The organism is Neopararhizobium haloflavum (assembly GCF_002750855.1).
Classification (GTDB): domain Bacteria; phylum Pseudomonadota; class Alphaproteobacteria; order Rhizobiales; family Rhizobiaceae; genus Georhizobium; species Georhizobium haloflavum.
This window is the reverse complement of record NZ_NWUC01000002.1, coordinates 567461-592612: the sequence shown is the minus strand read 5'-3', so window position 1 is coordinate 592612 and position 25152 is coordinate 567461. Positions and strand designations below refer to the sequence as shown.

General features: G+C 61.7%; 25 protein-coding genes. 22 read left to right on the top strand and 3 right to left on the bottom strand.

Annotated elements, in window-relative coordinates:
• Positions 1-93 precede the first annotated feature (93 nt).
• The gene (locus tag CN673_RS07265) at positions 94-552 is read left to right on the top strand and encodes a host attachment protein (protein WP_157928823.1); all 459 of its coding nucleotides are present in this window, start codon (positions 94-96) and stop codon (positions 550-552) included.
• A gap of 145 nt (positions 553-697) precedes the next feature.
• A complete protein-coding gene (locus CN673_RS07260; RefSeq protein ID WP_099865539.1) occupies positions 698-1165 on the top strand; it encodes a pyridoxamine 5'-phosphate oxidase family protein in 468 nt (155 codons plus the stop codon).
• Positions 1166-1294: 129 nt separating this feature from the next.
• Here the strand turns inward: CN673_RS07260 and CN673_RS07255 are convergent, their stop codons facing one another.
• The 3 genes from CN673_RS07255 to gntR all read right to left on the bottom strand — a co-directional run bounded on the left by CN673_RS07255 (position 1295) and on the right by gntR (position 4899).
• Positions 1295-2512, bottom strand: a complete 1218-nt coding sequence (locus CN673_RS07255; protein WP_099865538.1) for an NAD(P)/FAD-dependent oxidoreductase — start codon at positions 2510-2512, stop codon at positions 1295-1297.
• A gap of 75 nt (positions 2513-2587) precedes the next feature.
• Complete coding sequence (gene dgoD, locus CN673_RS07250) at positions 2588-3736, bottom strand: galactonate dehydratase (RefSeq protein ID WP_099865537.1); 1149 nt, start codon at positions 3734-3736, stop codon at positions 2588-2590.
• A 110-nt stretch (positions 3737-3846) separates the two neighbouring features.
• Positions 3847-4899 carry an HTH-type transcriptional regulator GntR gene (gene gntR / locus CN673_RS07245; RefSeq protein ID WP_099865536.1) on the bottom strand — a complete coding sequence of 351 codons (1053 nt, stop codon included), beginning with the start codon at positions 4897-4899 and terminating at the stop codon, positions 3847-3849.
• Between the two features lie 105 nt (positions 4900-5004).
• Here gntR and CN673_RS07240 point away from each other — a divergent pair, with 105 nt between their 5' ends.
• The 20 genes from CN673_RS07240 (at position 5005) to CN673_RS07145 (ending at position 24993) form a co-directional block, all read left to right on the top strand.
• A complete protein-coding gene (locus CN673_RS07240; protein WP_099865535.1) occupies positions 5005-5580 on the top strand; it encodes a gluconokinase in 576 nt (191 codons plus the stop codon).
• Positions 5581-5608: 28 nt separating this feature from the next.
• Positions 5609-6634 carry a TRAP transporter substrate-binding protein gene (locus CN673_RS07235; RefSeq protein WP_099865534.1) on the top strand — a complete coding sequence of 342 codons (1026 nt, stop codon included), beginning with the start codon at positions 5609-5611 and terminating at the stop codon, positions 6632-6634.
• A 52-nt stretch (positions 6635-6686) separates the two neighbouring features.
• A complete protein-coding gene (locus CN673_RS07230; RefSeq protein ID WP_099865533.1) occupies positions 6687-7250 on the top strand; it encodes a TRAP transporter small permease subunit in 564 nt (187 codons plus the stop codon).
• The gene (locus tag CN673_RS07225; RefSeq protein ID WP_099865532.1) at positions 7250-8557 is read left to right on the top strand and encodes a TRAP transporter large permease; all 1308 of its coding nucleotides are present in this window, start codon (positions 7250-7252) and stop codon (positions 8555-8557) included. Before CN673_RS07230 ends, CN673_RS07225 begins: the two co-directional genes overlap by 1 nt.
• 203 nt (positions 8558-8760) lie before the next feature.
• Positions 8761-9474 carry a FadR/GntR family transcriptional regulator gene (locus tag CN673_RS07220; protein WP_099865531.1) on the top strand — a complete coding sequence of 238 codons (714 nt, stop codon included), beginning with the start codon at positions 8761-8763 and terminating at the stop codon, positions 9472-9474.
• Positions 9464-10495: an ABC transporter ATP-binding protein gene (locus CN673_RS07215; protein ID WP_099865530.1), complete on the top strand. Its 1032-nt coding sequence runs from the start codon at positions 9464-9466 to the stop codon at positions 10493-10495. Before CN673_RS07220 ends, CN673_RS07215 begins: the two co-directional genes overlap by 11 nt.
• Entirely contained in the window at positions 10492-11577 is a 1086-nt protein-coding gene (locus CN673_RS07210; RefSeq protein WP_099865529.1) for an ABC transporter ATP-binding protein, read from the top strand. Before CN673_RS07215 ends, CN673_RS07210 begins: the two co-directional genes overlap by 4 nt.
• Positions 11578-11627: 50 nt before the next feature.
• Entirely contained in the window at positions 11628-13136 is a 1509-nt protein-coding gene (locus CN673_RS07205) for an ABC transporter substrate-binding protein (protein ID WP_099865528.1), read from the top strand.
• Positions 13137-13205: 69 nt separating this feature from the next.
• On the top strand, positions 13206-14153 hold the full coding sequence (locus tag CN673_RS07200; protein ID WP_099865527.1) for an ABC transporter permease: 948 nt from the start codon (positions 13206-13208) through the stop codon (positions 14151-14153).
• On the top strand, positions 14150-15022 hold the full coding sequence (locus tag CN673_RS07195; RefSeq protein ID WP_099865526.1) for an ABC transporter permease: 873 nt from the start codon (positions 14150-14152) through the stop codon (positions 15020-15022). The genes CN673_RS07200 and CN673_RS07195 overlap by 4 nt, the downstream gene beginning before the upstream one ends.
• 16 nt (positions 15023-15038) lie before the next feature.
• Positions 15039-16826, top strand: coding sequence for a gamma-glutamyltransferase family protein (locus tag CN673_RS07190; protein WP_099865664.1), 1788 nt, complete (start codon positions 15039-15041; stop codon positions 16824-16826).
• Between the two features lie 4 nt (positions 16827-16830).
• Positions 16831-17583, top strand: coding sequence for a DUF1028 domain-containing protein (locus CN673_RS07185; protein WP_099865525.1), 753 nt, complete (start codon positions 16831-16833; stop codon positions 17581-17583).
• A gap of 137 nt (positions 17584-17720) precedes the next feature.
• Positions 17721-18677 (top strand): LysR family transcriptional regulator, encoded by a 957-nt coding sequence (locus CN673_RS07180; protein ID WP_157928822.1) that lies wholly within the window; start codon positions 17721-17723, stop codon positions 18675-18677.
• Positions 18670-19422 (top strand): SDR family oxidoreductase, encoded by a 753-nt coding sequence (locus tag CN673_RS07175; protein ID WP_099865523.1) that lies wholly within the window; start codon positions 18670-18672, stop codon positions 19420-19422. Before CN673_RS07180 ends, CN673_RS07175 begins: the two co-directional genes overlap by 8 nt.
• Before the next feature lie 97 nt (positions 19423-19519).
• Positions 19520-20125 (top strand): glutathione S-transferase N-terminal domain-containing protein, encoded by a 606-nt coding sequence (locus tag CN673_RS07170; RefSeq protein ID WP_157928821.1) that lies wholly within the window; start codon positions 19520-19522, stop codon positions 20123-20125.
• Positions 20126-20161: 36 nt separating this feature from the next.
• Entirely contained in the window at positions 20162-21187 is a 1026-nt protein-coding gene (locus tag CN673_RS07165; protein ID WP_198585923.1) for a TRAP transporter substrate-binding protein, read from the top strand.
• Positions 21188-21212: 25 nt separating this feature from the next.
• Complete coding sequence (locus tag CN673_RS07160; RefSeq protein ID WP_157928820.1) at positions 21213-21728, top strand: TRAP transporter small permease; 516 nt, start codon at positions 21213-21215, stop codon at positions 21726-21728.
• Positions 21729-21780: 52 nt separating this feature from the next.
• Positions 21781-23133 (top strand): TRAP transporter large permease, encoded by a 1353-nt coding sequence (locus tag CN673_RS07155; RefSeq protein WP_099865519.1) that lies wholly within the window; start codon positions 21781-21783, stop codon positions 23131-23133.
• A gap of 37 nt (positions 23134-23170) precedes the next feature.
• Positions 23171-24073 (top strand): fumarylacetoacetate hydrolase family protein, encoded by a 903-nt coding sequence (locus CN673_RS07150; RefSeq protein ID WP_099865518.1) that lies wholly within the window; start codon positions 23171-23173, stop codon positions 24071-24073.
• The gene (locus CN673_RS07145; protein WP_099865517.1) at positions 24070-24993 is read left to right on the top strand and encodes a LysR family transcriptional regulator; all 924 of its coding nucleotides are present in this window, start codon (positions 24070-24072) and stop codon (positions 24991-24993) included. Before CN673_RS07150 ends, CN673_RS07145 begins: the two co-directional genes overlap by 4 nt.
• Positions 24994-25152: the final 159 nt, after the last annotated feature.

Below are 25152 nucleotides of genomic sequence, written 5' to 3'. Positions count from 1 at the left end.
GCTGCGAGGCTTCAGGCTATTGATCCGCGTCAAGGCGTCTCAACGTTTAAGGATGTCTGCTGGAAGGAGATCTCCCAAAAGGCGGGCAGGGATGTGAGACGGTCACGGACATGGATACTTCTTGCAGACGGATCCACAGCGCGGCTGATCCGCCAACTTCGTCCTGATCGGCTGACAGGCGAGCGCGTTGCGGATCTTCTGTTCCATCACGAGCAAAAACCTCTCCAGGAAATCATGAGTGACCGGCCCGGTCGCAGCTTTTCCTCCACGAGCCGTCATCGCTCGTCGATGGAATATGGCTCCGACCCGGTCAAGGACCGTCATCGCGATTTCGCGCGCCATCTGGTTGAGCAACTGGCCCGGCATCGCGTCGGGGATGCCTTCGACCGTCTGATCATTGCTGCCGAACCGCGCATGCTGGGCTATATCCGGGAGTTCTTGGACCCTCGTCTTGCCGCCGTGGTGGCAGACGAAATACCGAAGGATTTCGTCAAATTGCCCCATGCCCGTCTGGTCGAGGCGATCACGGCCAGTACATCGATCGTTCCGTGAGACGTCAACCACGCCGTCCGCTTGACTTGGATCAACGAGCATTGCCGTTGCGGACTGATAAAGCGGGATCGGGCGGATATCAGCATTCTCATCGAACCCAGCCGGCAGCAGGAGATGCGGCTGCCTGGCGACACGGCACCATATCATGACGAAGATCGACGAAATGAACCGGCAGCAGTGCCATGCTCTCTTGAGAAGAGAGACGCTCGGGCGGCTCGGCTGCGCCCAAGATGGCCAGCCATATGTCGTGCCGGTGTCCTACGTCTTCGAAGAGGGCATCATCTACTCCTTCGCGACCTTCGGACAGAAGGTGGAATGGATGCGGCACAATCCATTGGTCTGCCTTGAAGTCGACAAGATCCGCACCCGCCTCGAATGGGAATGCGTTGTCGTCTTTGGGAGGTTCGAAGAGATACCGGCAGACGACGCCCATGAGAACGAGCGCCAGGTGGCCTGGGATATCCTGCAGCATCGGGCCAATTGGTGGGAGCCAGCTTTCACGCGAACCGTCACGGGTGGGCTGGAGCGAGAGCTTTCGCCGCTCTATTTCCTGATCCGCGTCGAGAGCGTGACCGGTCGCCGTATGACGCCACCAGGCCACGCTGGTCTCTGAGCGAAGGCAACGAGGTGCCCACGACGGCTTCGCTTTCAGGCGGCTCGGCCAGGATTCCGTCCTCGTTGCCGGCTAGGGATTTCCATCGGCAGAAGCTCTCGGCCGAAGCGATAAGCCGACCGGAATGCCCTAGATGACCGCTTCTTCCATGAATGGCTGGTTCAGCGGGATACGCTCGTAGCGCATGGGGGAAAGGTCCAGTGTCTGGAATCGCCCGGTCAGGATGAGTTCGCTGACCGCGCGGCCGACCGCCGGTGACTGCTGAAGCCCGTGCCCGGAGAACCCGTTGGCAAACATGAAATTCGCGACTTCGGGATGAAAGCCGACAATGCCGTTGTGGTCGAGCGTGTTGTACTCGTAGTGGCCGGTCCAGCTTCGCAGAACCCTCAAGGCCTCGAACGATGGGATGCGGTGCCACAGCGCCGGCCATATCCGGTCATCGAATTCCTCATGACGAATGGAGAAATCGTCGTAGTCGGCGGGGCCGTTGTCGAGTGGCGTGTTCCCCGCAAGAAACAACGAGCCTTCGGGTCGCACGAAGGTGCCCGACAGGTCGATAACGTTTGGCATCGGACCCGGAATGGCGATGCTGCTGGCGAAAACGAAACTGTACCGTTTGAACGGAAAGACGGGGATGGAAAGTCCGGCCATTTCAGCCACCTGCCGCGCACGCGGACCAGCCGCGTTGACAAGCACGCCGCACGACACGCGATCGCCTGTCGAGAGCCGCACGGACTTTACCTTGCCGTCCTCCAGATCGATGTCGGTAACGGCATTGTCAACATAATCGACCCCACTGCGGCGGGCGGCGCGGCGCAGTCCGTTGAGCAGCCCCATGGAATCGAACCACCCTTCTGCCCGCGCCCCCCACGAGGCACCCCCGAGATCATCGGCGTTGATCCAGGGGAAGCGATCCTTCAGCGGGCCGGGTTCGAGAAACACCGTGTGGGCACCAAGGCTGCGCTGTCGCTCAACGCGCTCGCGGGCCGCATCCACGCCCTGCGGAGACCAGCAGTAAAGATATCCATGCTCCTTGAAGCCGAGATCGGGGGCGGGCTCGCCCGGATAGAATGGGGCCATCCGCTCTTCGAAATTGCGGATGAACTCGACAACGAACTGGCTGATCAGGACATTGATCGGGTTTGAATATTGCTGACGGATCGCGCTGGTTGAAAGCGCGGTGGATGAATAGGCGTAGCTGGCATCCCGCTCGACGACCAGAATTGAAGGGCGTTCGCCGGTTTGTTGGCTGAGCCAATAGGCAATGGACGAGCCGACCGCGGCGCCGCCGACAATCACGATGTCATAGGTGTTGCGTGCGGGAGGCTGGTAAGGTGGAGCGGCCATTGGAAGGGCATTGGTAGCACGAAACATCGAGCAGTGCGACCAATGCCGAGGGCGCGCGGTGGTCCGGCACGGTCCTCACCATTCTGCGACAGAGCCGTCGCGGTGTCGCCAGAGCGGGTTGCGCCAACGGTGCCCCGTCTTGGCCTGCGACTTGACGAACGCCTCGTCGATTTCGACACCAAGGCCGGGCCCGTCCGGGATCGCGACATAGCCGTCTTCGTAGCGGAAGACATCCTTGTTGACGACGTAGTCGAGCAGATCACTGCCTTGATTGTAGTGGATGCCGAGGCTTTGTTCCTGGATGAAGGCATTGTAGCTGACAGCGTCGATCTGCAGCGACGCCGCGAGCGCGATCGGTCCAAGCGGGCAGTGCGGCGCCAGCGCAACATCGTAGGCTTCGGCCATGGCGGCGATCTTGCGACACTCGGTGATGCCGCCTGCGTGCGAAAGATCCGGCTGGAGGATGTCGACAACGCCGTCGGCAAGCATCGGCTTGAAGTCCCACCGGCTGTAGAGCCGTTCCCCGAGCGCGATCGGCGTCGTGGTGGCGCGCGCGACTTCCGCCAGTGCCTCCCGATTTTCGCTCAGCACCGGCTCCTCGATGAACATCAGCCGGTAGGGTTCCAGTTCCTTGATCAGGATCTTCGCCATCGGCCGATGGATGCGGCCATGGAAATCGACGCCGATGCCGATATGGGGACCGACGGCCTCGCGGACGGAGGCGATTGTCGCGACGGCCGCGTCGATGCGCGCGTGGCTGTCGACGATCTGCATCTCTTCCGACCCGTTGAGCTTGACTGCCGTGAAGCCGCGCGCGACGGCATCGCGGGCATTGGCGGCGACATCAGACGGTCGGTCACCGCCGATCCAAGAATAAACCCGGATACGGTCTCGGCAGCGCCCCCCAAGCAGCTCGTATACGGGCACGCCGAGCGCTTTTCCCTTGATGTCCCAGAGCGCCTGGTCGATGCCCGCGATCGCGCTCATCGTGATCGGGCCGCCGCGGTAGAAACCGCCGCGATACATCACGTTCCAATGGTCCTCGATGCGAAAGGGGTCCTGTCCGACGAGATAGTCCGACAATTCGTCCACTGCCGCCTGAACGGTATGCGCCCGGCCTTCGACCACCGGCTCACCCCAGCCGTGGATGCCCTCGTCCGTTTCGATCTTGAGGAACAGCCAGCGCGGTGGGACGATGTATGTGGTGAGCTTTGTGATCTTCATGTCAGGTCCTGTTTCAACAATGCTGTCTGCGCATCCACGCGAGCGGTCGTGGGTGCGTGGAGTTGAGATTCAATCCGTTCAACGGCGCCGCGAGATGCTGGTTTGCTCGATCATGAGCGCACGCCGATATCCAGTCGTCGGGACCGCCTGGTGCTGTCACGCTCCATGAGCTGGAATCCGAGATCAACGACCGGATGTTCCGGCCGCTTGCCGTCAAGCGCGTCGATGATGAGCGAGACCGCACGCCGCCCCATTTCATGGCGATGTGTTCGCACGCTCGTGAGCGAAGGATAGGTGCACGCCATCATCTCGATGTCGTTGAAACCAGCAATGCCGAACGCGTCGGGCACGCCTAGCCTGCGCCGCTGGCATTCGAAAAGCGCACCAAGCGCGATGTCGTCATTGTTGCAGAAAACGGCATCGGCATCCGGGCACTGACTGAGGAGATCCCCGAGCATCTGCCCGCCCAGCGTGACGCTTGACGCTGCGACGGTGGTGATCGCCAGACCCTGATGATCGAGCCCCGCAGCCGCCAGCGCGGCCCGATAGCCTTCGTATCGGCGCTGCGTGCGCGGATCCATTCGTGCCCCCAGAAAGCCCACACGGCGATATCCGTTCCGCACAAGATGATCCGTCGCCGTGCGAGCGGCTTCGAAATGCGAAAAACCCACCATCATGTCGATCGGATCCGGGCTGATCTCCATGATCTGGACGACCGGACAATCCAGATCCTGAAGCATGCTTTTGCCTGCTTCGGACTGATCGATACCCGCGACGATCATGCCGGCCGGCTTCTGGCTGCGGAAGATGCGGATCAGCTTTTCTTCCTCGGCGATCCGGTAGCGGGTATTGGCGAGCTGGATGTCCAGCGAGGTCTCCTCCGTCGCATCATAGATGCCACGCAAGACGGCGGAGAAGACCTGGTTCGTGACGGAGGGGATCAGTACGCCAACGACGTTGGTACGTTTCGAGGCAAGGGCGCTTGCCGCCGGATCGGGGAGATAATTGAGCGCCTCCACCGCCACCTTCACGCGTTCGCGCAAATCCGGCGACACCATTTGCGGTCGCCGAAGCACCCGCGAAACGGTGATAGCGCTGACACCAGCGCGCGCCGCAACGTCGGAGAGCGTTATGCCTTTGTTTTGTCGCTGTTTCTTTCCCATCCGATTCGAATTTATGCGAAAAGCATGATAACGGCAACTTGACAAATGATTGCGCTATCATTCATCACTGCCTACCAGGTATCGCTATTGGGAGGGAAGTCACAGATGGCAGGACATGGCACCGGCGCCAAGAGCGACGGCCGCTTCATCCTTGTCATGGGTGTATGCGGTTCTGGGAAGAGTTCGCTGGCCAATGCGCTTGCCGACGCGCTGGGCGGCATCTTCATCGAGGGCGACGCGTTCCACCCTGCGGAGAACATCGCCCGCATGTCGGCGGGACAACCGCTGACTGATGCGATGCGGAAACCGTGGCTGGTTGCGATCGCCAGGGCTGCAAGGCTGAGTGCGAGCGGCGCCGGACCGGTGGTCATTGCCTGCTCGGCGCTGAAGCGAAGCTATCGCGATATCCTGCACGGCGAGCTTACGGGGCTGCGCGTCGTTCACCTTTCGGGTGAGCGAAGCCTGATCGCCGAGCGCATGACGGCCCGCCGCGACCATTTCATGCCGTTGTCGATGCTGGACAGCCAGCTTGCCGATCTTGAGCCGCCCTCATCGCAGGAAGCCGTGATCGTCGACATCGCCAATCCACCGGCCGCCATTCTGCGCGGTCTTGTCGATACCTTCCGGGCGGAGCAGTCTGTGTCCGGAGGGGATGCCGCGTCCGAAAACATTCGGGCGTAACCTACCAATAACAATCGGAGGAGAGACCATGACAAACAACCTCAAGACGCTTCTCATCGCATCGACGGCTTTCGTCGCCCTGGGTGCGGCAGCACATGCACAGGAATACTCATTCCAGTTCCAGTCGAGCGATCCGTCCGGCAACCCGAATTTCGAACTGCAGCAGACCTGGGCGGAAGCGGTCAGCGAAGCGACCGACGGCCAGGTCGAAATCGAGTTGCTGCCGGTCGGGGCGGTCGTCGAGCACAACGAGACGCAGGACGCTGTCGCAGCGGGCATTCTGGACGGTCACATCACCGATACGTCCTATTTCTCCGGCAAGGATCCGGCGTTCGGCCTGATCGCCAACCCGGTCGGCGCATGGTCGGACCCGCAGCAGATGTTCGACTTCATGGAGAACGGCGGCGGCAAGGAGCTGATGAACGAGATACTGGAGCCGTACGGTCTCCACTTCATCGGCGCCACGACGCCTGGTCTTGAAGCATTCGTCTCCGCGGTTCCGATCGATACCGTTGCCGACCTTGAAGGCGTCAAGGTCCGCGCTCCGGAAGGGCTGGTCCAGCAAGTCTTCGCCGCTGCCGGCGCCGCGCCCGTCAACCTGCCGAGCTCGGAGGTCTTCACGTCGATCGACAAGGGCGTGATCGAAGCTGCCGACAACACGGTGTTCTCGACCAACCAGGCTGCCGGCCTTCATGATGTGGCACCGCACCCGGTCTATCCGGGCTTCCACTCCATGCCGCTGGTCGAGATTTCGATGAACAAGCAGCAGTGGGACGAACTGCCGGACGACATCAAGCAGGCCTTCGAAGAAACCGTCAAGGATTTCGCTCAGCGCCAGGTTGCTGCACTTGCCGAGGCCGATGAGAAGGCCGTGGCCGAAGCCAAGGAAGGCGGCGAGATCACCATTCACGACTGGTCCGATGAAGAGCGCGCCAAGTTCCGCTCGATCGCGACCGGCGAGTGGGAAAAGGTGGCGTCCGGCTCGGAGAATGCGCAGAAGGTCTACGACACGCTGACGACCTATCTCAGCGAGAACAATCTGCTCGGCGAATGATGCCAACCGCCGGCGGGCTTGCCCGCCGGCTTTTTTGACGCGGGAGGCGACGATGGCCAAGGACGATGCGGACCTGGTTGAGGAACTGGAGGGGCCGACGGGTCCCATTGAAGAGGCCGGACCGCTCGGCCGGGTCATCGACCGCATCGCCATCGTCTTTGCGATCGGCATCCTGCTCGCCATGGCGGTGCTGATCTTCGAGATCGTGATGCGCTACGGTTTCGGGTCACCCACCCTCTGGGCGCACGAAACCAGCATTTTCCTCTCCGCAGTCGCCTTTGTGTTCGGCGGCCTTTATTGCGTGGCCCACGACAAGCATATCCGCGTGGTCCTGATCTATGACCAGCTCGAGGCCAGGGGGCGACGATGGATGGACATCGTCATCTCGCTGATCTGTTGTCTTTCGGCGGGCTTTTTCGCCTACGCAGCCTGGCTCATGGTCAGCCGCGCCGTCTGGGCGCCGGACGGGCGCATTCGCCTTGAAGGAACGGGCAGCGCCTGGAATCCGCCGACGCCGGCCCTGCTCAAGGTGTTCCTCTTGGTCGTGCTCGTCGTCATGGCGCTTCAGTTCGTCATTCTCGCTGTCAACTATGCCCGTCGCGGAAGGCGCTCGTAATGTTTGATCTTTCCGCACTTGGTATCGAGTTCGGTACGCTGGCCATGTTCGGCCTGCTGCTGGCGCTGCTGGTCACCGGCATGCCGCTTGCCTTCGTCACACTGCTCGTCGCACTTATCTTCGCGCTCGGCTGGTTCGGCCCGATGGCGGTTCCGCTCATCACCAGCCGCGTCTACTCGTTCGTCTCGTCCTTCGTTTTCGTTTCCGTGCCGATGTTCGTCTTGATGGCGGCCATCCTCGATCGCTCGGGGATAGCGCGCGATCTTTTCGACGCCATGCGTCTGATCGGCGGCCGCCTGCGTGGCGGGGTGGCGATCCAAACCATATTCGTCGCGGTCATTCTGGCCGCCATGAGCGGCATCATCGGTGGCGAGATCGTGCTTCTGGGGCTCATCGCGTTGCCGCAGATGTTGCGGCTCGGGTATGATCGGCGCCTTGCCATCGGCGTCGTCTGCGCCGGTGGGGCGCTGGGCACCATGGTTCCCCCGTCGATCGTTCTCATCATCTACGGCCTGACGGCGAACGTTTCGATCGGGGCGCTGTTCACCGCCGCCTTCATACCCGGCTTCATGCTGGCCAGCTTTTATGTGGCATATGTCCTAATCCGCGCGTACCTCGACCCGTCCAAGGCGCCGATACCCGAGCCGAACGAGATGACGACGCGCGAAAAGCTGTCGCTGCTCAAGGGCGTCATCCTTCCCATCCTCGTAGTGGTATTCGTTCTGGGGTCAATCTATGGCGGCATCGCTTCCGTCACCGAGGCCTCGGCGATTGGGGTGCTCGGGGTCATATTGTCGACAATCGTACGCGGCGAATTCTCTCTGACCCTCATGAAGAACGCCGCGCTTCAGACGCTGTCGACCGTTGGCATGATCGTCTGGATCGGCATTGGTGCCAGCGCGTTGATCGGCGTGTTCAACCTGATGGGCGGCATCGACTTCGTCAGCAATGCGATCTCGGGCATTTCCGAGAACCGGTATGTCGTCCTCATCTTCATGATGATCATTCTGTTCGTCCTCGGCATGTTCCTCGACTGGGTGGGCATCGCGCTCCTGACGCTGCCGATATTCGTGCCGATCGTCATGGAACTCGGCTTCGATCCGGTCTGGTTCGGCGTTCTGTTCTGCATGAACATGCAGATGTCATTCCTCTCGCCACCCTTCGGGCCGGCCGCCTTCTACCTGAAGTCTGTGGCGCCCAAGGATATCTCGCTCGGAGAAATCTTCCGCTCGTTGTTGCCATTTATCGGGCTTCAGGCTCTGGCGCTGGCGATGTTGATCATCTTCCCGGGCATCACTGGCCGATAATAGCCGCCGATCCATGAAGACGAGAAACCTCCCGCTCCGCTGAAACAGCGGAGCGGGACGCATTCTGTCGTCTGGATGCCGGCGGTTGTGCGCGCGTTGCACAAAGCTTCATCGCTCTTGCCGAAAATTTCTTCTTGCCAAGTTCACGTGCAGCCCCTTCAATGGACCAAATTTGAATTGGTACGAACCATTGGGTCCGGCACTTGGGCGATCAAGAAGGCGTCGACAACTCTAGTATTGCGCTTGAGCGACTGAGGGCGCTGGTAAACCGGGCATTCTCGGGGCGCGAGGGGCGTCTTCCGACCGAGCGGGCGCTGGCGGACCAATTCGGCATCAGCCGTCGCTCTGTCCGACGCGCGCTGGAGGTTCTGGAAGCTGAGGGGCGGGTCTGGCGCAAGCAGGGTTCGGGAACCTATGCCGGTCCGCGGCCCGAACCGGTGGCGACCGAGATCGGACGGATTGCGGCCGACACCGATTTCATGGAGGTGATGGAAGCGCGACTGAGAATCGAACCGCAACTGGCGCAGCTTGCCGCGCTGCGGGCCAAGCCGGCCGCCGTGGATCGCATGCGTGACATCAACCAGCGCCTCAGGGAGAGCGGTGATTCCGACGAGCGCGAGTTGTGGGACAGTGCGCTGCACCGCCAGATCGCCCGCAGTGCCGGCAATCGTGTTCTGCTCACGCTGTTCGATATCGTTGACAGCGTGCGTCAGAACCAGGCTTGGCAGACCATAAGAGCCCGCGCCCGAAGCGATGCCGCGATGCGCGCCTACGTCGATCAGCACGAGGCGATCGTCGAAGCGATCGGCAAGCGCGACCCCGTAGCTGCCGGGATCGGCATGCGCGAACACCTCATGACGCTCAACGACAATCTGATCCGCCAAACCTCACTGGAGAGTCTGAGCGATGCAAGCTGACACGTCGCCTGATGCATCGATCGGCGCGCCGGCTGAGCCGGTTCTCGCTGTCGAAGATCTGACCATCCGGTTCCACGGCCAATCGATCGACATGATCGATGGCGTCGATTTTTCCATCGAGAAGGGAAAGACCCTGTGCCTCGTGGGTGAAAGCGGCTGCGGAAAGTCCGTGACATCGCTGGCCGCTATGGGCCTTCTCTCACGCAAGGCCGCCACGATCAGAAAGGGGGCGGTCCGTTTCAAGGGGCGGGAGCTCTTGGCGCTTTCCACGCGTGAGATGGAGAAGCTGCGCGGCGGCGATATGGCCATGATCTTCCAGGAGCCGATGACGTCGCTGAACCCGGTCTTCACGGTCGGGGAACAGGTGGCCGAAGCGGTTCGGCGTCACCGTCGCTGTTCCAGGAGCGAGGCGCGCGAGCGCGCTCTGGAGATGTTCCGTCGCGTGCGCATTCCGGCCCCGGAGAAGCGTCTCGACGACTATCCGCATCAACTCTCCGGCGGGATGCGTCAGCGAGTGATGATCGCGATGGCTCTGGCCAACGACCCGGCGCTCCTGATCGCCGACGAGCCGACGACGGCGCTCGACGTTACCATTCAGGCGCAGATCCTCGACCTGATGCGTGAACTTCAGGAAGAGACCGGCGCCGCTCTTCTGCTGATCACGCATGACCTTGGCGTGGTCGGTGAAATCGCCGACGATGTTGCCGTCATGTATGCAGGCCGGGTGATCGAAAAGGGCACTGTGCAGGCGGTGTTCTCGGACCCGCAACACCCTTATACGCTTGGCTTGATGGGCTCCATGCCCTCGCTGTCGGGCGGTCGCGGTCGCCTCATGACGATCGCCGGTTCGGTCCCGCCGCCCGCTTTGATGCCTGCCGGTTGTCGCTTCGCCACCCGTTGTCCCTTTGCCGATGATCATTGCCGGACTCATCGCCCCGAAACCACAGTCACGGCCGATGGCCACGGCTTCGCCTGTTTCAAGGCACCGCTCGAAATGCTGGTCGGGGGAGAAGCCGCTTGAGCGCAGACACCATCATCGAGACCCGCGATCTTAAACGGCACTTCAAGAGCGGCGGAGGATTTCTTCGCAAGGAGACCACCATCCATGCGGTCGACGGCGTATCGTTGGCGGTGCATCGAGGCGAGACATTCGCCATTGTCGGAGAGAGTGGTTGCGGCAAGTCGACACTCGCCCGGCTGTTGTTGCGGCTGATCGAGCCCAGTGCCGGGGATGTCATCTATAATGGCCGGAACCTGACTGAGGCCGATCCGGCATCTCTGCGTCAGCTGCGCGGTGAAATGCAGTTCGTCTTCCAGGATCCCTATTCGTCGCTCAATCCACGCATGACGGTCGGAAAGATAGTCGGCGAACCGCTGGAGGTTCACGCGGCCCTGACGTCCGCTGAGCGCCGCGCCAGGGTCGCAGACCTGCTGGAGAAGGTGGGGCTGCGCGCCGAGCATGCCAGCCGATACCCGCACGAGTTCTCGGGTGGCCAACGCCAGCGCATCGGCATTGCCCGCGCGCTCGCATCGGAGCCGAAGCTGCTGATCGGCGACGAGCCGGTGTCCGCGCTCGACGTGTCAGTCCAGGCTCAGATCGTCAATCTCGTCGAGGACCTTAAGGCGGAACTCGGTTTGACGCTGATCATCATCGCACACGATCTGGCCGTCATTCGGCACATGAGCGATCGGATCGCGGTGATGTATCTGGGTGAAGTCGTTGAACTGGCTGAAACCGATGCGCTCTACGCCGAGCCGCTTCATCCCTATACGCAAGCCCTGATGCAGGCGATCCCCAAGCCCGACCCGGCGGCGCGTGTGACCCGCGAGCCGTTGTCGGGTGACATTCCGTCACCGGCAAACCCACCATCGGGCTGCCGTTTCCACACCCGCTGCCCCCATGCGGCAGACCGGTGCACACAGGAAAAGCCGATGCTCGAGGACGCGGGAGGCGGGCGGCGCGTTGCCTGCCACTATTGGCGCGAACTGCCGCGCCCGGACTTCTCGGCGGTGGACACCTCCTCGCGCAGCGACGCAGCCATCCGACGTTTCGAGCTTTATCGCCAGTTCAGCGAAACTGGCGGAGGGAAGACGCGGCGATGAACCGCGCGAGAGTGACAACGATAACGGCAAACGACAGGAGAACTAGCAAGATGACATTGAAACGTCTCATGGCGACGCTGCTCGCCTCGGCCGCACTGACCGGTTCGGCAATGGCGGTCGATCTACGGATCGGCCTTCAGGAAGATCCCGATGTGCTTGACCCTGACCAGTCGCGGACTTTCGTCGGCCGCATCGTCTACACATCGCTCTGCGACAAGCTTGTCGACATCACGCCGGACCTCGAATACGTGCCGCAACTCGCGACCGAATGGTCCTGGTCCGAGGATGGACGTCAGTTGACCATGCAGTTGCGTGAGGGCGCGACGTTCCACGATGGTACGCCGTTCAATGCCGAGGCTGTGGTCGCCAACATCGACCGCTCGCAGAACCTCCCCGAAAGCCGGCGCCAGAGCGAACTGGCATCGGTAACGGGAGTGGAGGCGACCGGTGAGTACGAAGTGGTCTTCACGCTCGAAGCGCCAGACGCCACTTTGCTGGCCCAGCTGTCCGACCGTGCCGGCATGATGATTTCTCCGACGGCTGCCGAAGAAGCCGGGCTGGATTTCGGCAACAACCCGGTATGCTCCGGCCCCTACCAGTTCGTCGAGCGCGTTCAGCAGGATCGCATCGTGCTTGAGAAGTTCGCCGACTACTGGAATGCGGACAACTACCATTTCGACAGGGTCACATATCTGCCTATCCCCGACACGACTGTACGTCTCGCCAACCTCCAGGCCGGTGATCTCGACATGCTGGAGCGTCTAGCGCCGAGCGATGCGCCGGCCGTGCAGCAGGATGAGAGCCTGATCTATGAGGACATCGTCGGCCTTGGCTATCAGGGCATCACGGTCAACATCGACAACGGACCGAACGGCGACAACCCCTTCGGCAACGAGGCGAAGCTGCGTCAGGCCTTTTCTCTGGCGATCGATCGCAACGCCATAAACGAGGTCGTCTTCCAGGGCACCGCGTCGCCCGGCAACCAGCATGTCCCGCCGTCGAGCCCCTGGTATGTTCAGGACTTTCCTGTTCCCGAGCGCGATGTCGAAGCCGCCCGCGCCCTTCTGGAGGAAGCCGGTGTCGACCGCATGGCGGTTGAAGCGCAGGTGCCCAACAATCCGGTGCAGCAGCAGATGATGCAGATGGTTCAGGCTATGGTCGCCGAAGCCGGCTTCGATCTGAGCCTGAAAGCGACCGAATTCGCCAGCATGCTCTCCGCCCAGACGGCTGGCGACTACCAGCTCAGCCAGGTCGGCTGGTCCGGCCGGACCGATCCCGATGGCAACATCCATCAGTTCGTCACCTGCGAGGGCGGCATCAACGATTCCAAATACTGCAACGAGGAGGTCGACCGCCTGCTCAACGCCGCGCGCGAGACTAACGAGATGGAAGAGCGCAAGGCGCTCTATGCCGAGGCGCAGGCAATCCTCAATGAGGATTTGCCGATCATCTATCTCTACCATCCGAGTTGGATCTGGGCGCTCGACAACACGATCGAAGGCTTCGTCGCCTATCCGGACGGCATGATCCGCCTGGAAAACGTGACAATGGCCGAATAACGGTCCATCCGTCGCCGGGGTGACGACCATCGTCGCCCCGGCGCTTTTTCCGCCTATTGGAGCTCGGGCATGCTCTCCTATATCGGCCGCCGGCTTTTGATCGCCATTCCGACGTTGATCATCGTTTCGATCTTCGTTTTTTCGCTGCAGAAAATCCTGCCCGGCGATCCGGTGTTGGCCATGGCCGGCGAGGATCGCAACCCCGAAACCCTTGAGTACCTAAGGGAGAAATACCGGCTGAACGACCCGGTCATTCATCAGTATTTCTATTGGATCGGCGGCGCGCTTCAGGGCGATCTCGGCATATCGCTGAGGACCAACCAGCCGGTGACGCAACTGATCGCCGCGAAGCTGCCGGTCACGATCCAACTCGCCATCATGTCAATGATATTCGCTTTCGCGATCGGCATCCCGATGGGGATACTCTCGGCAGTGAAGAAGGGTACCGTGCTCGACTATGTCGCGAATATCGTCGCGCTTTCGGGGCTTTCGATCCCGAACTTCTGGCTCGGAATCATGCTTATCCTGCTGGTGTCGGTCAATCTCGGCTGGCTGCCGGCGTCCGGCTACGAACCGTTCTTCCGCGACCCCATCCGTTCGCTCGAAACCATGATCATGCCTGCCTTCGTGCTCGGCACCGCGCTTGCCGCCACCCTGATGCGCCACACCCGCTCCGCCATGCTGGGCGTCTTGCAGGCGGATTATGTGCGCACCGCCCGGGCCAAGGGACTTTCAGAAAAAGCGGTCATCCTGAAACACACCTTCCGCAATGCCGTGCTGCCCATCGTCACGCTGAGTGCGCTGCTTTTCGGCGAACTCCTCGCCGGCGCCGTGCTGACGGAGCAGATATTCACCATTCCTGGGTTCGGGAAATTGATCGTCGATGCCGTCTTCAATCGTGACTATGCCGTCGTGCAGGGAGTCGTTCTTTGCACAGCGATCGGCTTCATCCTGATGAACCTCGTCGCCGACGTGCTGTATGTGCTGCTTAATCCCCGCATGAGGCAGGCGCTATGACCGTGATCCCCGAAACCGGCGCCGAAACGCTGGGCCGACAGGAAAGCCGCGCCTGGAAGAAGCTGAAGTCGAACAAGATCGCGATATTCGGTTTCGCGATGGTCATGTTCTTCATTGTCATCGCGGTGCTTGCTCCGGTCCTTCCCATTGCCGATCCGAATGCGACGAGTTGGACCGCGATCCGCCAGCCGCCTTCGGCTGCGCATTGGCTCGGCACCGACGAGATCGGCCGCGACATCTTCTCACGCATGATCTGGGGTGCGCAGGCGTCGCTTCTGGCCGGTGTGGTTTCGGTCGCCATCGCGGTCACGCTCGGCGTGCCATTTGGTCTGATTTCCGGCTACTTCGGCGGCTGGACCGACCAGATCATCCAGCGCATGACCGATGCCTTGCTGGCGATGCCGTTCCTGATCCTTGCGATCGCGCTTGCTGCCTTTCTCGGCCCCAGCCTGACGAACGCGATGATCGCCATCGGGCTGTCTGCCATGCCGATTTTCATTCGGCTGACGCGCGGACAGGTTCTTGCCGTCAAGACAGAGGACTATGTCGAGGGCGCCCGGGCGATTGGTCTAAGTCACGGCAAGATCATCCGTCGCTATATCCTGCCAAACGTCTTTCCGCCGATTCTCGTGCAGGCCACCTTGACCGTCGCGACGGCGATCATCGCCGAAGCAAGCCTTTCCTTTCTGGGCCTGGGTCAGCAGCCGCCGTCCCCGAGTTGGGGATCGATGCTTAACACGGCGAAGAATTTTCTGAGCCAGGCGCCCTGGATGGCCCTTTGGCCGGGCATCGCGATCTTCATGGTCGTGATCGGATTCAACCTTCTAGGCGATGGTCTGCGCGATGCGCTCGACCCGCGCGAAAACTGACAGGAACGGAACGCAGATGACAAGATTCACGACACGACCGGAAATCCTCGGAACATTCGGTGTCGTCGCGTCGACGCACTGGATCGCGTCGGCCGTCGGCATGAAGATGCTGGAGGCGGGCGGCAACGCATTCGATGCGGCGGTGGCCACCGGTCTCACATTGCAGGTGCTGGAGCCGCACCTGAACGGGCCGGGCGGCGACATGCCGGCTGTCCTCTATTCCAGGAAGCACGACAAGGTCGAAGTGATCTGTGCGCAGGCGCCGGCGCCGCGTGGGGCAACCATCGAGCACTATCGCGGGCAGGGGCTGGACGTCATTCCGGGCGATGGCCTGTTGGCGACCGTCATTCCCGGCGCCTTCGACGGCTGGATGCTGATGTTGCGCGATTATGGCCGCCTGCCGCTGCGCACGGTGCTTGAACCAGCCATCCACTATGCCGAAAAGGGCCACCCCGTGCTGCCCCGCGTGGCAGCGACGATCGCAGGTCTGGCGGACTTTTTCCAGACCGAATGGCCGTCATCCTTCGAGACGTGGCTGCCTGGCGGCAAGGCGCCGGAACCGCACGCGAATGTCCGCAACCCGGTGTTGGCCGAAACCTGGAAGCGCATCGTCGCCGAAGCAGAGGCAAGGCAGGGGCGCGACGAGCAGATCGAGGCGGCCCGTGCAGCTTTCTACAAGGGGTTCGTGGCGGAAAAGATCGCCTCTTACCTGGAGACGGCCGAAGTCATGGATGCCAGTGGCCACCGGCACAAGGGCGTGCTTTCGGCTGATGATCTTGCCAGCTGGCAGGCGACGGTCGAGGCACCGACGACGCTCGACTATCACGGCTGGACGGTTGCCAAGACGGGTCCTTGGGGGCAGGGGCCAGTGCTGCTCCAGTCACTGGCGATCCTCAAGGGCATCGATCTTGGCGCCATGGGCACCAACAGCGCCGACTTCGTCCATCATGTCGTCGAAGCGATGAAGCTCGCCTATGCCGACCGTGAAGTCTATTACGGCGACCCGGACTTTGCCGAGGTGCCGCTCGATCGTCTGCTTTCGGAAACCTACAATCACGAGAGGCGCAAGCTGATCGGCCGCGAGGCCAGCCGCGATCTTCGCCCCGGAACGGTAGCCGGTTTCGAAGATCAACGCGCCCGTGCGATGGCGATCCTGGAGCGCTACAGCCCGACCGGGCAGGACGTCTATGAGCCTACAATGGCACATCTGTCCGAAAAGCGGGGCGACACCGTCCACATCGACGTCATCGACAGCGAGGGCAACATGGTGTCGATCACACCGTCCGGTGGATGGCTGCAATCGTCGCCAACGATTCCGGGCCTTGGCTTCTGTCTCAATTCGCGCGCCCAGATGTTCTGGCTCGAAGACGGGCTTCCGACTTCGCTGGCGCCGGGCAAACGCCCGCGGACAACGCTGACGCCCTCTCTGGCACTGCACGAGGGACGGCCTGCCATGGCATTCGGCACGCCTGGCGGCGATCAGCAGGACCAGTGGCAACTCGCCTTTTTCCTGCGTCACGTCCACCACGGACTCAATCTGCAGGAGGCGATCGACCTGCCGCTTTTCCATACGACGCATTTTCCTAGTTCCTTCTATCCGCGTTCGCGTCAGCCGGGTCACATAATGGTGGAGGAGACGATCGGCGCTGAGACGCTCTCCAGCCTGCGCGCGCGGGGACACGAGGTCAAAGCCGCCGAGCCGTGGACCGTCGGCCGGCTGACCGCCGCCAAGCGCGATGCGGATGGATTGCTGCGCGCGGCCGCCACACCACGGCTGATGCAGGCCTACGCGATCGGGAGGTAGCGTCGTGACATATTCGATCGTCGCCCGCGATGCCGCGACCGGACATCTTGGAGTTGCTGTCGCCAGCCGGTTCTTCTGTGTCGGCGGTGTTGTGCCGCATGTTCGGGGAGGGGTGGGGGCGGTGGCCACCCAGGCTTTCGTCAATCCAACCTACGGCACAAACGGGTTGGCCATGCTGGAGCGCGGGGAAGCACCAGATGCGATCGTCGAGCGGCTGACCGGACGCGACGACGGAAGCGCGCAACGTCAGATGCATCTGATCGACGCGAGCGGCCGCAACGCCGCCTTCACGGGCGGCAAATGCATCGATTGGGCCGGGCACGAAATCGCTGAAGGCGTTTCCGTCGCCGGAAACATGCTGACAGGTCCGCAGGTCGTGGCTGAGACAATGCGGACCTACCGGGCCGCGGTGGACAAGCCGCTCGCTGAGCGGTTGCTGCTCGCGATGCAGGCGGGCGAGGATGCAGGTGGCGACAAGCGCGGCAAGCAATCCGCCGCGCTCGTCATCTACCGCGATCAGGATTATGCCTGGCTCGACATTCGCGCCGACGATCACGGCGATCCGCTGGAAGAGCTGCGCCGTCTCTATCGCGTCGCGAAGGAACGGTATCTGCTCGTCGCCGAGACAATGCCCACGCGGCAGAACCCCCACGGCTTGGTGGACCGCAGCGAGATCGATCGGAAAATCGCGGAGCTTGAAGCGGAACGCAGGGATGCTGGCCAGGCCAGTGCATCCCTGGCCACTGCGCATCCCTGATGAGCGTGCTGACATCGCGCGCGATATGTCTCGGGCCATTGAACGGCTTGTCGCATCGATCGCGAGGTCTGGTCGCCGGCTGCGGTTCGGTCTATGAGGGCGGTTCCCCGAGCTGGTATTGGGAGGCCGGCTGACCCTTGACAATCGAGCCGCATCGCATTTCACGACGCATGTTCGGTCAGTTGATGACCTTCGTGGCCGTTGCCGAAATCCTCAATTTCAGGCGCGCAGCCGAAGCTGTGGGTCGGTCCCAACCTGCGGTAACCGCGCAGATCAACCAGCTCGAAGAGTTCCTTGGCGTGAAGCTGTTCGTGCGTTCCACGCGGCAGGTACGCCTGACGCCGGCGGGGATGGAACTGCTGGAACGTTCCAAGAAGCTGCTCGCGGAGACGAGCCGGCTGATCAATGACATCCAGTCCCAGGAGGGGCTGTCGATCGGCCAGGTCGTCGCGTCGTTCTCCCCGACAATCGCCGTCAGCCTCATCCCGAGGGTGCTATCGGCCTTCGAACGCGACTATCCCGGAATTCGTGTGCTGTTGCGGGAGGACCTTGGTGCGGAGATGTTCGCCGCCGTTCAGTCCGGCAGTGTCGATTTCGGCATCGGCCCCTATAGCCGCGTTCCCAACAGCCTCGATTTCCGGCCGATCTTTCAGCAGGAATTCTTCCTCATTCTGCACCGCTCGCATGAGATCGCCAAACGCGGTCATGCCTGTGTGCGTGATCTTGCCGACCTCAACCTGCTGCTGTCGACCTTCGGCTCCACCGCCCGTGAGGTCCTTGACCAGGCGACGCTGGCCGAAGGTCTCGCGGTTCAGCCGAAATACGAGGCGTTGCAATATCAGACGCTTTTCGCGCTGGCTTCAGCAGGTTTCGGCGCCACAGTGATGCCCAAGGTCAACCCGGACATCCTGGCCGCGCTTTCGCTCGATGCCGTCCCATTCCGGGACCGCAAGCTGGAACGACCGATCGGCATCATCGTTCGGCGCGAGGAAAAGCTTGCGCCGGCGGCCGAGGCATTCATCCACCGGCTGCTGACGATCGCGCAGGAAGATCACAAACTTTCTGGACTGACGGATTGGAGCAAAGATGAGTGATCGGCAAAAGACGATCGTCGTTACCGGAGGAACGCGCGGCATAGGGCGCGCAGTTTGCCTCCTGGCGGCCGAGCGCGGCTATGATGTCTGCTTCAACTATAGGACCGGCAGTGAGGCGGCCCAGGAACTGGTTTCGGCGATCGAGCATAAAGGACGGCGCGGTCTCGCCGTGGCGGCGGATCTGTCCGATCCGAGCGGCGTCGACCTGCTGTTCGAGGCGGTCGACCGGTTCGGAGGGCTCACGGGTCTTGTCAACAATGCCGGCATCACCGGACGCACGGGTTCCTTCCTCTCCACATCGGCGCAAACCATCCGTGAGGTCTTCGAGATCAATGTCTTCTCGCTGATGGAATGTTGCCGGCGGGCGGCCTTGAGAATGGCGACCAGCCGTGGTGGCAATGGCGGCGCCATCGTCAATGTATCGTCCGGCGCAGCGCGTACCGGCTCGCCCAACACCTATGTCTGGTACGGCGCGTCCAAGGCCGCCGTCGACACCTTTACCGCAGGGCTTGCCGCCGAGGTCGCGGGCGACGGGGTGAGGGTCAACGCGCTTTCTCCGGGTGTGACCGATACGGGCATCCACGCGTCCGGTGTGCGCGCCGATTTCGACAAGGTGCTTGCGACCATACCACTCGGTCGCATGGCAACGCCGAATGAGATCGCCGAGCCCATCTTGTGGCTGCTGTCCGATCAGGCGTCCTACGTTACCGGGGCGGTCTTGCGCGCTGGTGGTGGACGTCTCTGATAATTTTTTTGGATTAATCCATAAAAACTTTTTCTATTGTTTGCCGCTCTCCGCTGGGCTTAGATCGCGTCACTGGGAGAGAGGAAAACACTGCGACATGAAATTGTATTGCTCTGCAAATTCGCCTTATGCGCGAAAGGTTCGCGTTGTTGCTGTTGAATTGGAAGTATTCGACAAGATTGAATTCGTCGAAACCAACCCTCGTGACGCAGAAACAGGGTTCTGGGATTTGAATCCGGTGGGAAAGATACCAGCGCTGGCCCTAGGCGACGGTCAGGTAATCTATGATTCACCTGTCATCTGCGAATATCTGGACGACCAGTATGGTGAGGGAACACTGGGTGGAAGCGGCTCGTCAATTTGGCGCATCAAGACATTGGTTGCCCTCGCAGACGGCATGATGGATGCCGCAATGGCAGCCCGTCTCGAAGGAATGCGGCCCGAGAACGAGCAGTCGCCGGCTTGGATCGAGAAGCAGTTGGCAACGGTCGATCGCGGGTTTGATGCCCTTCAAGACTGCGTTGATGAGCTTGATGGAGAGGTAGACCAGGCATCGATCGCGGCCGCGTGTGCGATTTTCTGGATCGGCTTCCGCCATCCGCAGCGCGACTGGCTTGCGGGCCGTGAGGATCTGGCAAACTGGCATCGTCGCTTCAGTGAACGTCCCTCGATGAAAAGGACCGCGCCCGACGCCGGTCTTTGAAGGACTTCGAAGAAATCTGAAAGGGAGGAGAGAAGAATGAGAAGCAATGCTAAACAGATACTGATGGCATCCGCAGCGCTGATCGCCCTTGCTTGCCAAGGGGCGAAAGCGCAGGACGCCGTGGAACTTTCCGTTGTGCACGGCAGCCCGAACGGCCACGTCATCTCGGCCCAGGGCGTCGACGTCTGGATGGCCTGCATGGAGGAGGCAGGGGTATCGGACGTCACATTCCGCTACTATCCGGCCGGTCAGTTGTCGGCCACGCCGGAACTGCTCAATTCGCTCAATTCCGGCATAGCCGATCTCGCACCGGTCCCGATCGGCTACGTGACCGACAAGATGCCACTCAACGGCGTTTCGATGTTGCCGGGTCTGGGCTCGACCGCGACGGAGATCATCACCGCCTACTCCGAAGCGGTGAAGGAAGGGCCGCTGGCCGAGGAATTTGCCAGCAACAACATCAAGCCGCTCTGGGTCATGGCGTTTCCACCTTACCAGATGGTGTCGATGGACGGGCCGATCCGCTCGGAGAGCGACTTCCAGGGCAAGGTCATCCGGTCGGCAGGCGGCAGCATGAACCTTGCCATTCAGTCCCTGGGCGCGTCTCCCGCGGAAATCCCGGTTGGCGACATGTATGTGGCGCTCGAGCGCGGCACGGCCGACGGCACCATTTCGGCTTTGTCGAGCCTGAAGCCGTTCAACGTGCATGAACTCATGGGCGCAACGAGTACGAACGGTGCCTTTGGCACATTCTCCAACGTGTTCTCCATTCGCACCGATCGGTGGGAAGCGCTTTCGCCGGAGACGCAGCAAGCGATGACCGAATGCGGAGCGAAAACCGAGGAATCGGTCGCCGCTTTCATGGACGAGGAAGCCGTCCAACTGGCGGAGGAATTCGCTGAGCTCGGCGCGGAAGTCTACGAGTTCACCGAAGAGGAGATGGGCGCAATCAACGAGAAGCTTGCCCCCGTCAGCGAAGACTGGGTCTCGCGGTTGAGCGACCGCGGCCTGCCTGCAGAGGAAGTTTTCGCGGATTACAGCGCAAGGCTCGGCGCTGAATAGGCCGTAGGAATTGGAGGGTGAGGCGATGACGAACGCATTGCACGCACGCATCGATCGCAGTCTCGCTATTGTCGAGAATGTCGCTGCGATCGGCGCTGGTGCCGCCATGCTCGGCACGATGGTCCTCGTATCGATCGATGTCGTGATGCGATATGTGTTCTCCAACCCGCTCACCTTCCAACTCCACCTCGTGCAGTTCTATCTGCTCGTCTCGATGCTCATGCTCGCGTTGCCTTGGGGCTATCGGAATGGCGGGGCGATACAGATCCAGTTGCTCACATCCGTCCTGCCGGATCGGATCGTGAACCCGATGGTACGGATCGGCCTCATCGCGGCGTCGGTTTATCTCGGCGCGCTCGCCTACCAGGGCTACAAGGCTTTCATTCAGGCGTTGACGCGCGGCGAAGTCGTCATGGGCGTCATCGACTGGCCGGTGGCGTGGTCGTGGGTCTGGATCCCGATCGGATGCGGATTGCTCGCCCTTCGGCTGGTTGTCGACGCGACCGCCCCGCAGTTGCGTCCCATCGGCACCCACGAATAGCTGCGTCATCATCGCAAAAGCGCTTCAAGCCGCCGCTTGGAAGTGAGGATTTATGGATATCGCAATCGGCATCGGACTGCTTTTGGCGTTGATCCTGCTGGGCATCCCGGTCGGCTTCGCGCTCGGGATCGCAGGCGCGATCAGCCTATTCATGATCGCCAATCCGAATGTGGTTTATGGACTGCTTCACCAGGTCGTCTACCACGCCGCGTCGAACTATGTGCTGCTCACCATTCCGATGTTCGTGCTCATGGCCGAGTTCCTCGGCACTGGCGGGATCGCGCGCGATCTGATGATCGCCTGCAATCGCCTCATGCGGCGGGTGCGGGGTGGGCTCGCAATGGCATGCGTGCTCGCCGGTGCGATCCTCGCGGCCGCCTCCGGCAGCAGCACCGCATCGGTTGCGAGCATTGCCAGCTCCGCCTTTCCGACGATGAAGGCGCTTGGATACCACAAGGGTTTCTCGGTCGGCACCATCTCGATCGCGGGGACGCTGGCCATTCTCATCCCGCCGTCGGTCGCATTCATCATTTACGGAATCATCACCGAGGAATCGATCGGCCGTCTGTTCATGGCTGGCCTCGTACCGGGCATTTTGACCGCGCTGGGCTATATGGTCACGATCGCCCTTTGCGTCTGGTATCGTCCCGATCTTGCTCCGATGAGCGTGGCTGACGGCGAGCGCGCCGACGCCGTTGCCCCCTCGAACCTCTCGGCTGCCTCCGTTGCAGACCGTTCCTCTGCGCGTGCGGTGAAGCTGGAGCAGCACGGGCGGGTGTGGCCTGTCGTCGGACTGATCGTGGTCGTGCTGGGTTGCCTTTACGGCGGCATTGCAACGCCGTCCGAGGTGGCTGCCATCGGTGCCTTCGGCGCACTGATCATCGCCATCGCCCTCGGCCGCCTGACGCGTGCCGGATTCATCACCGCGGTTGGCAACACGCTGCGCACGTCTTCCATGATCGTCACGATCATCTTCGGTGCCCTGCTGTTCGGATACTTCATGTCCTACACCCAGGTAACCACCGCCCTCCTGGAATGGATTCGCGATTCTGGCATGTCACCGATGGTCGTTCTCTTGATGATCGTCGGCTTCTACCTCGTCCTTGGGATGCTGATGGATCAGTTCGCGATCATCGTGCTCACCGTGCCGATCACCTACACGCTGATGACCGGCCTCGGCTTCGATGGAATCTGGTTTGGCGTGATCATTGTCAAGACTGCCGAGATCGGCCTGGTGACGCCGCCGATGGGCCTCAACATATTCATTGCTTCCTCGGCGACCGGCGTCAGCACAAAGGAAGGATTCATGGGTGTTCTTCCGTTCGTCGCGATGGAGGTCGTGATCCTCGCGCTGATGATCGCCTTCCCCCAGATCGTCCTTTTCCTTCCCGACATGATGTGGTGATGCGCTTGCGCCGGCACATCTCAAATGGAGACTTTTGATGCAGTTGATCAGCTTTGAGGCCGACGCGGCGGTAAGGATCGGCGCGATCCGCGATGATGACGTCGTCGACCTCGGCGCGGCCTTGCTGAGCGCCGGTAGCGGGGCGCCCCCGCACGCGGAAAGCGTGTTCTCCGACATGGCGGCCTTCCTCGCCTGGAGCGATGGCGATTTTCGGGTTCTCGAGCCCGCCGTGGCCGCGGCATCGGGCAGTGCCGTGCGGCCGCTGGCTGATGTCCGCATCCTCGCGCCGATATCGCGGCCCGGCAAGATCATAGGCGTCGGCCGAAACTACGGTGCGCACGCCGCCGAGGGAGGGCTTGGCCGACAGGAGGAGCCGCGCCTTTTTGTGAAAATGGCGACTTCGGTGATCGGACCGGAAGAGGCCATCATTTGCCCCAAGGGCATCGTCAAGCTCGACTGGGAGGTCGAGCTTGCTGCGGTCGTCGGCCGTACCATGAAGAACGTAGCGCCGGGCGACGCGCTCGCCTATGTCGCCGGCTACACGCTGCTGAATGACATTTCAGCACGCGAGTATCAGTTCGACGTCGCACCGCCGCAGACGACCTTCGCCAAGAGCATGGACACCTTCACGCCGATGGGGCCTTGGCTCGCCACCGCCGATACATTCGACGGCGCCGGTGACCATGACCTGCGTTGCTACGTCAACGACGTCCTCATGCAGGACGGCAATACGCATGACATGATCTTTTCGACGGCCTACATCCTGTCCTACATCAGCCGTTTCGTCACGCTGGAGCCAGGTGATGTCATCGCGACGGGCACGCCCTCCGGCGTGGGTCATTTCCGCGATCCCCCGGTCTATCTGAAGGCTGGTGACACAGTGCGCTTGGAGAGTCCGGGCCTGGGCGCGCTGACGAACCCGGTTGCTGCCTCTCGATGAACAGGCTGCGCAACATCGAGATATTCCTGGAGGTCGCGCGCGCGGAGAGCTTTTCAGCCGCCGCCCGCCAGCTTGGTGTTTCGCGTGCCACCGTCACGAAGAATGTCGCGGCACTTGAGCGCGCCGTCGGTGCCCGGCTGCTCAACCGCGACACGCAGAATGTGAGCCTGACAGAAGCCGGCCGCACCTACTTGGAACATGGTGGTCGGATAGTTCAGGAACTCGACCGCCTGACCGAAGATCTGGCGGAAGAGACCGATGAGTTGCGGGGAACGATCCGGATCGGGTCGCCCCCCTCGTTCGGGGCGCAGCATCTCGTCCCGTTGATCGCCGCATTTCGCATCCGTCATCCACGCATCGAATTCGCGCTGCTGATCGACGACGGTGAAAGCAATATCGTAAAGGAAGGTTTCGATCTTTCGCTGCGGATTGCGCCGAGCCTGCGTGACATGAGCCATGTCGCGCAGCTGATGCTGCGTGTTCCACAACTCCTCGTCGCAGCCCCCACCTATCTGGCCCGCGCCGGACGGCCTGCATCTCCGGGCGATCTGGCAGCCCATCGCTGTCTCGTGCACATACTGAAATCGCCGGTGGACCATTGGACGCTTGAAGGGCCGGACGAGACACTCTCGGTCCGGGTCGGAAGCGGCCTGCGCTCTGATTTCGGCGAGGTCCTGCGCCAGGCCGCGGTAATGGGTGAGGGCATATCGCTGCATCCGAGCTACATGGTCGATGACGATATCGTTGAGGGTCGTCTGGTGATCGTCCTGCCGGCCTGGCGGCCGGAAAGCCTTGCGATCTATGCGCTCTACCCGCAGCGGCGCTTTCAGCCTAGGCGCGTGCGTCTCTTTCTGGATTTCATGAAGAACTGGCTGCGAAGCGAGGTCGATTGGTCGGCCTTGCCGGTCAAGGCGGCGTGACCCGTGTTTCCTTTGGCGAAACAAGCAAGTGAAGCTGCCTTGGCTTCCAAGAATACCGGGCGCTGATAGTCTCGTGTGTATCTTGAAGGCACCGAGCAACACTGAAGCGGTCGATCAAAAAAGACAAATAATCATACAAGCGCGGGAGAGCGTCGAGAA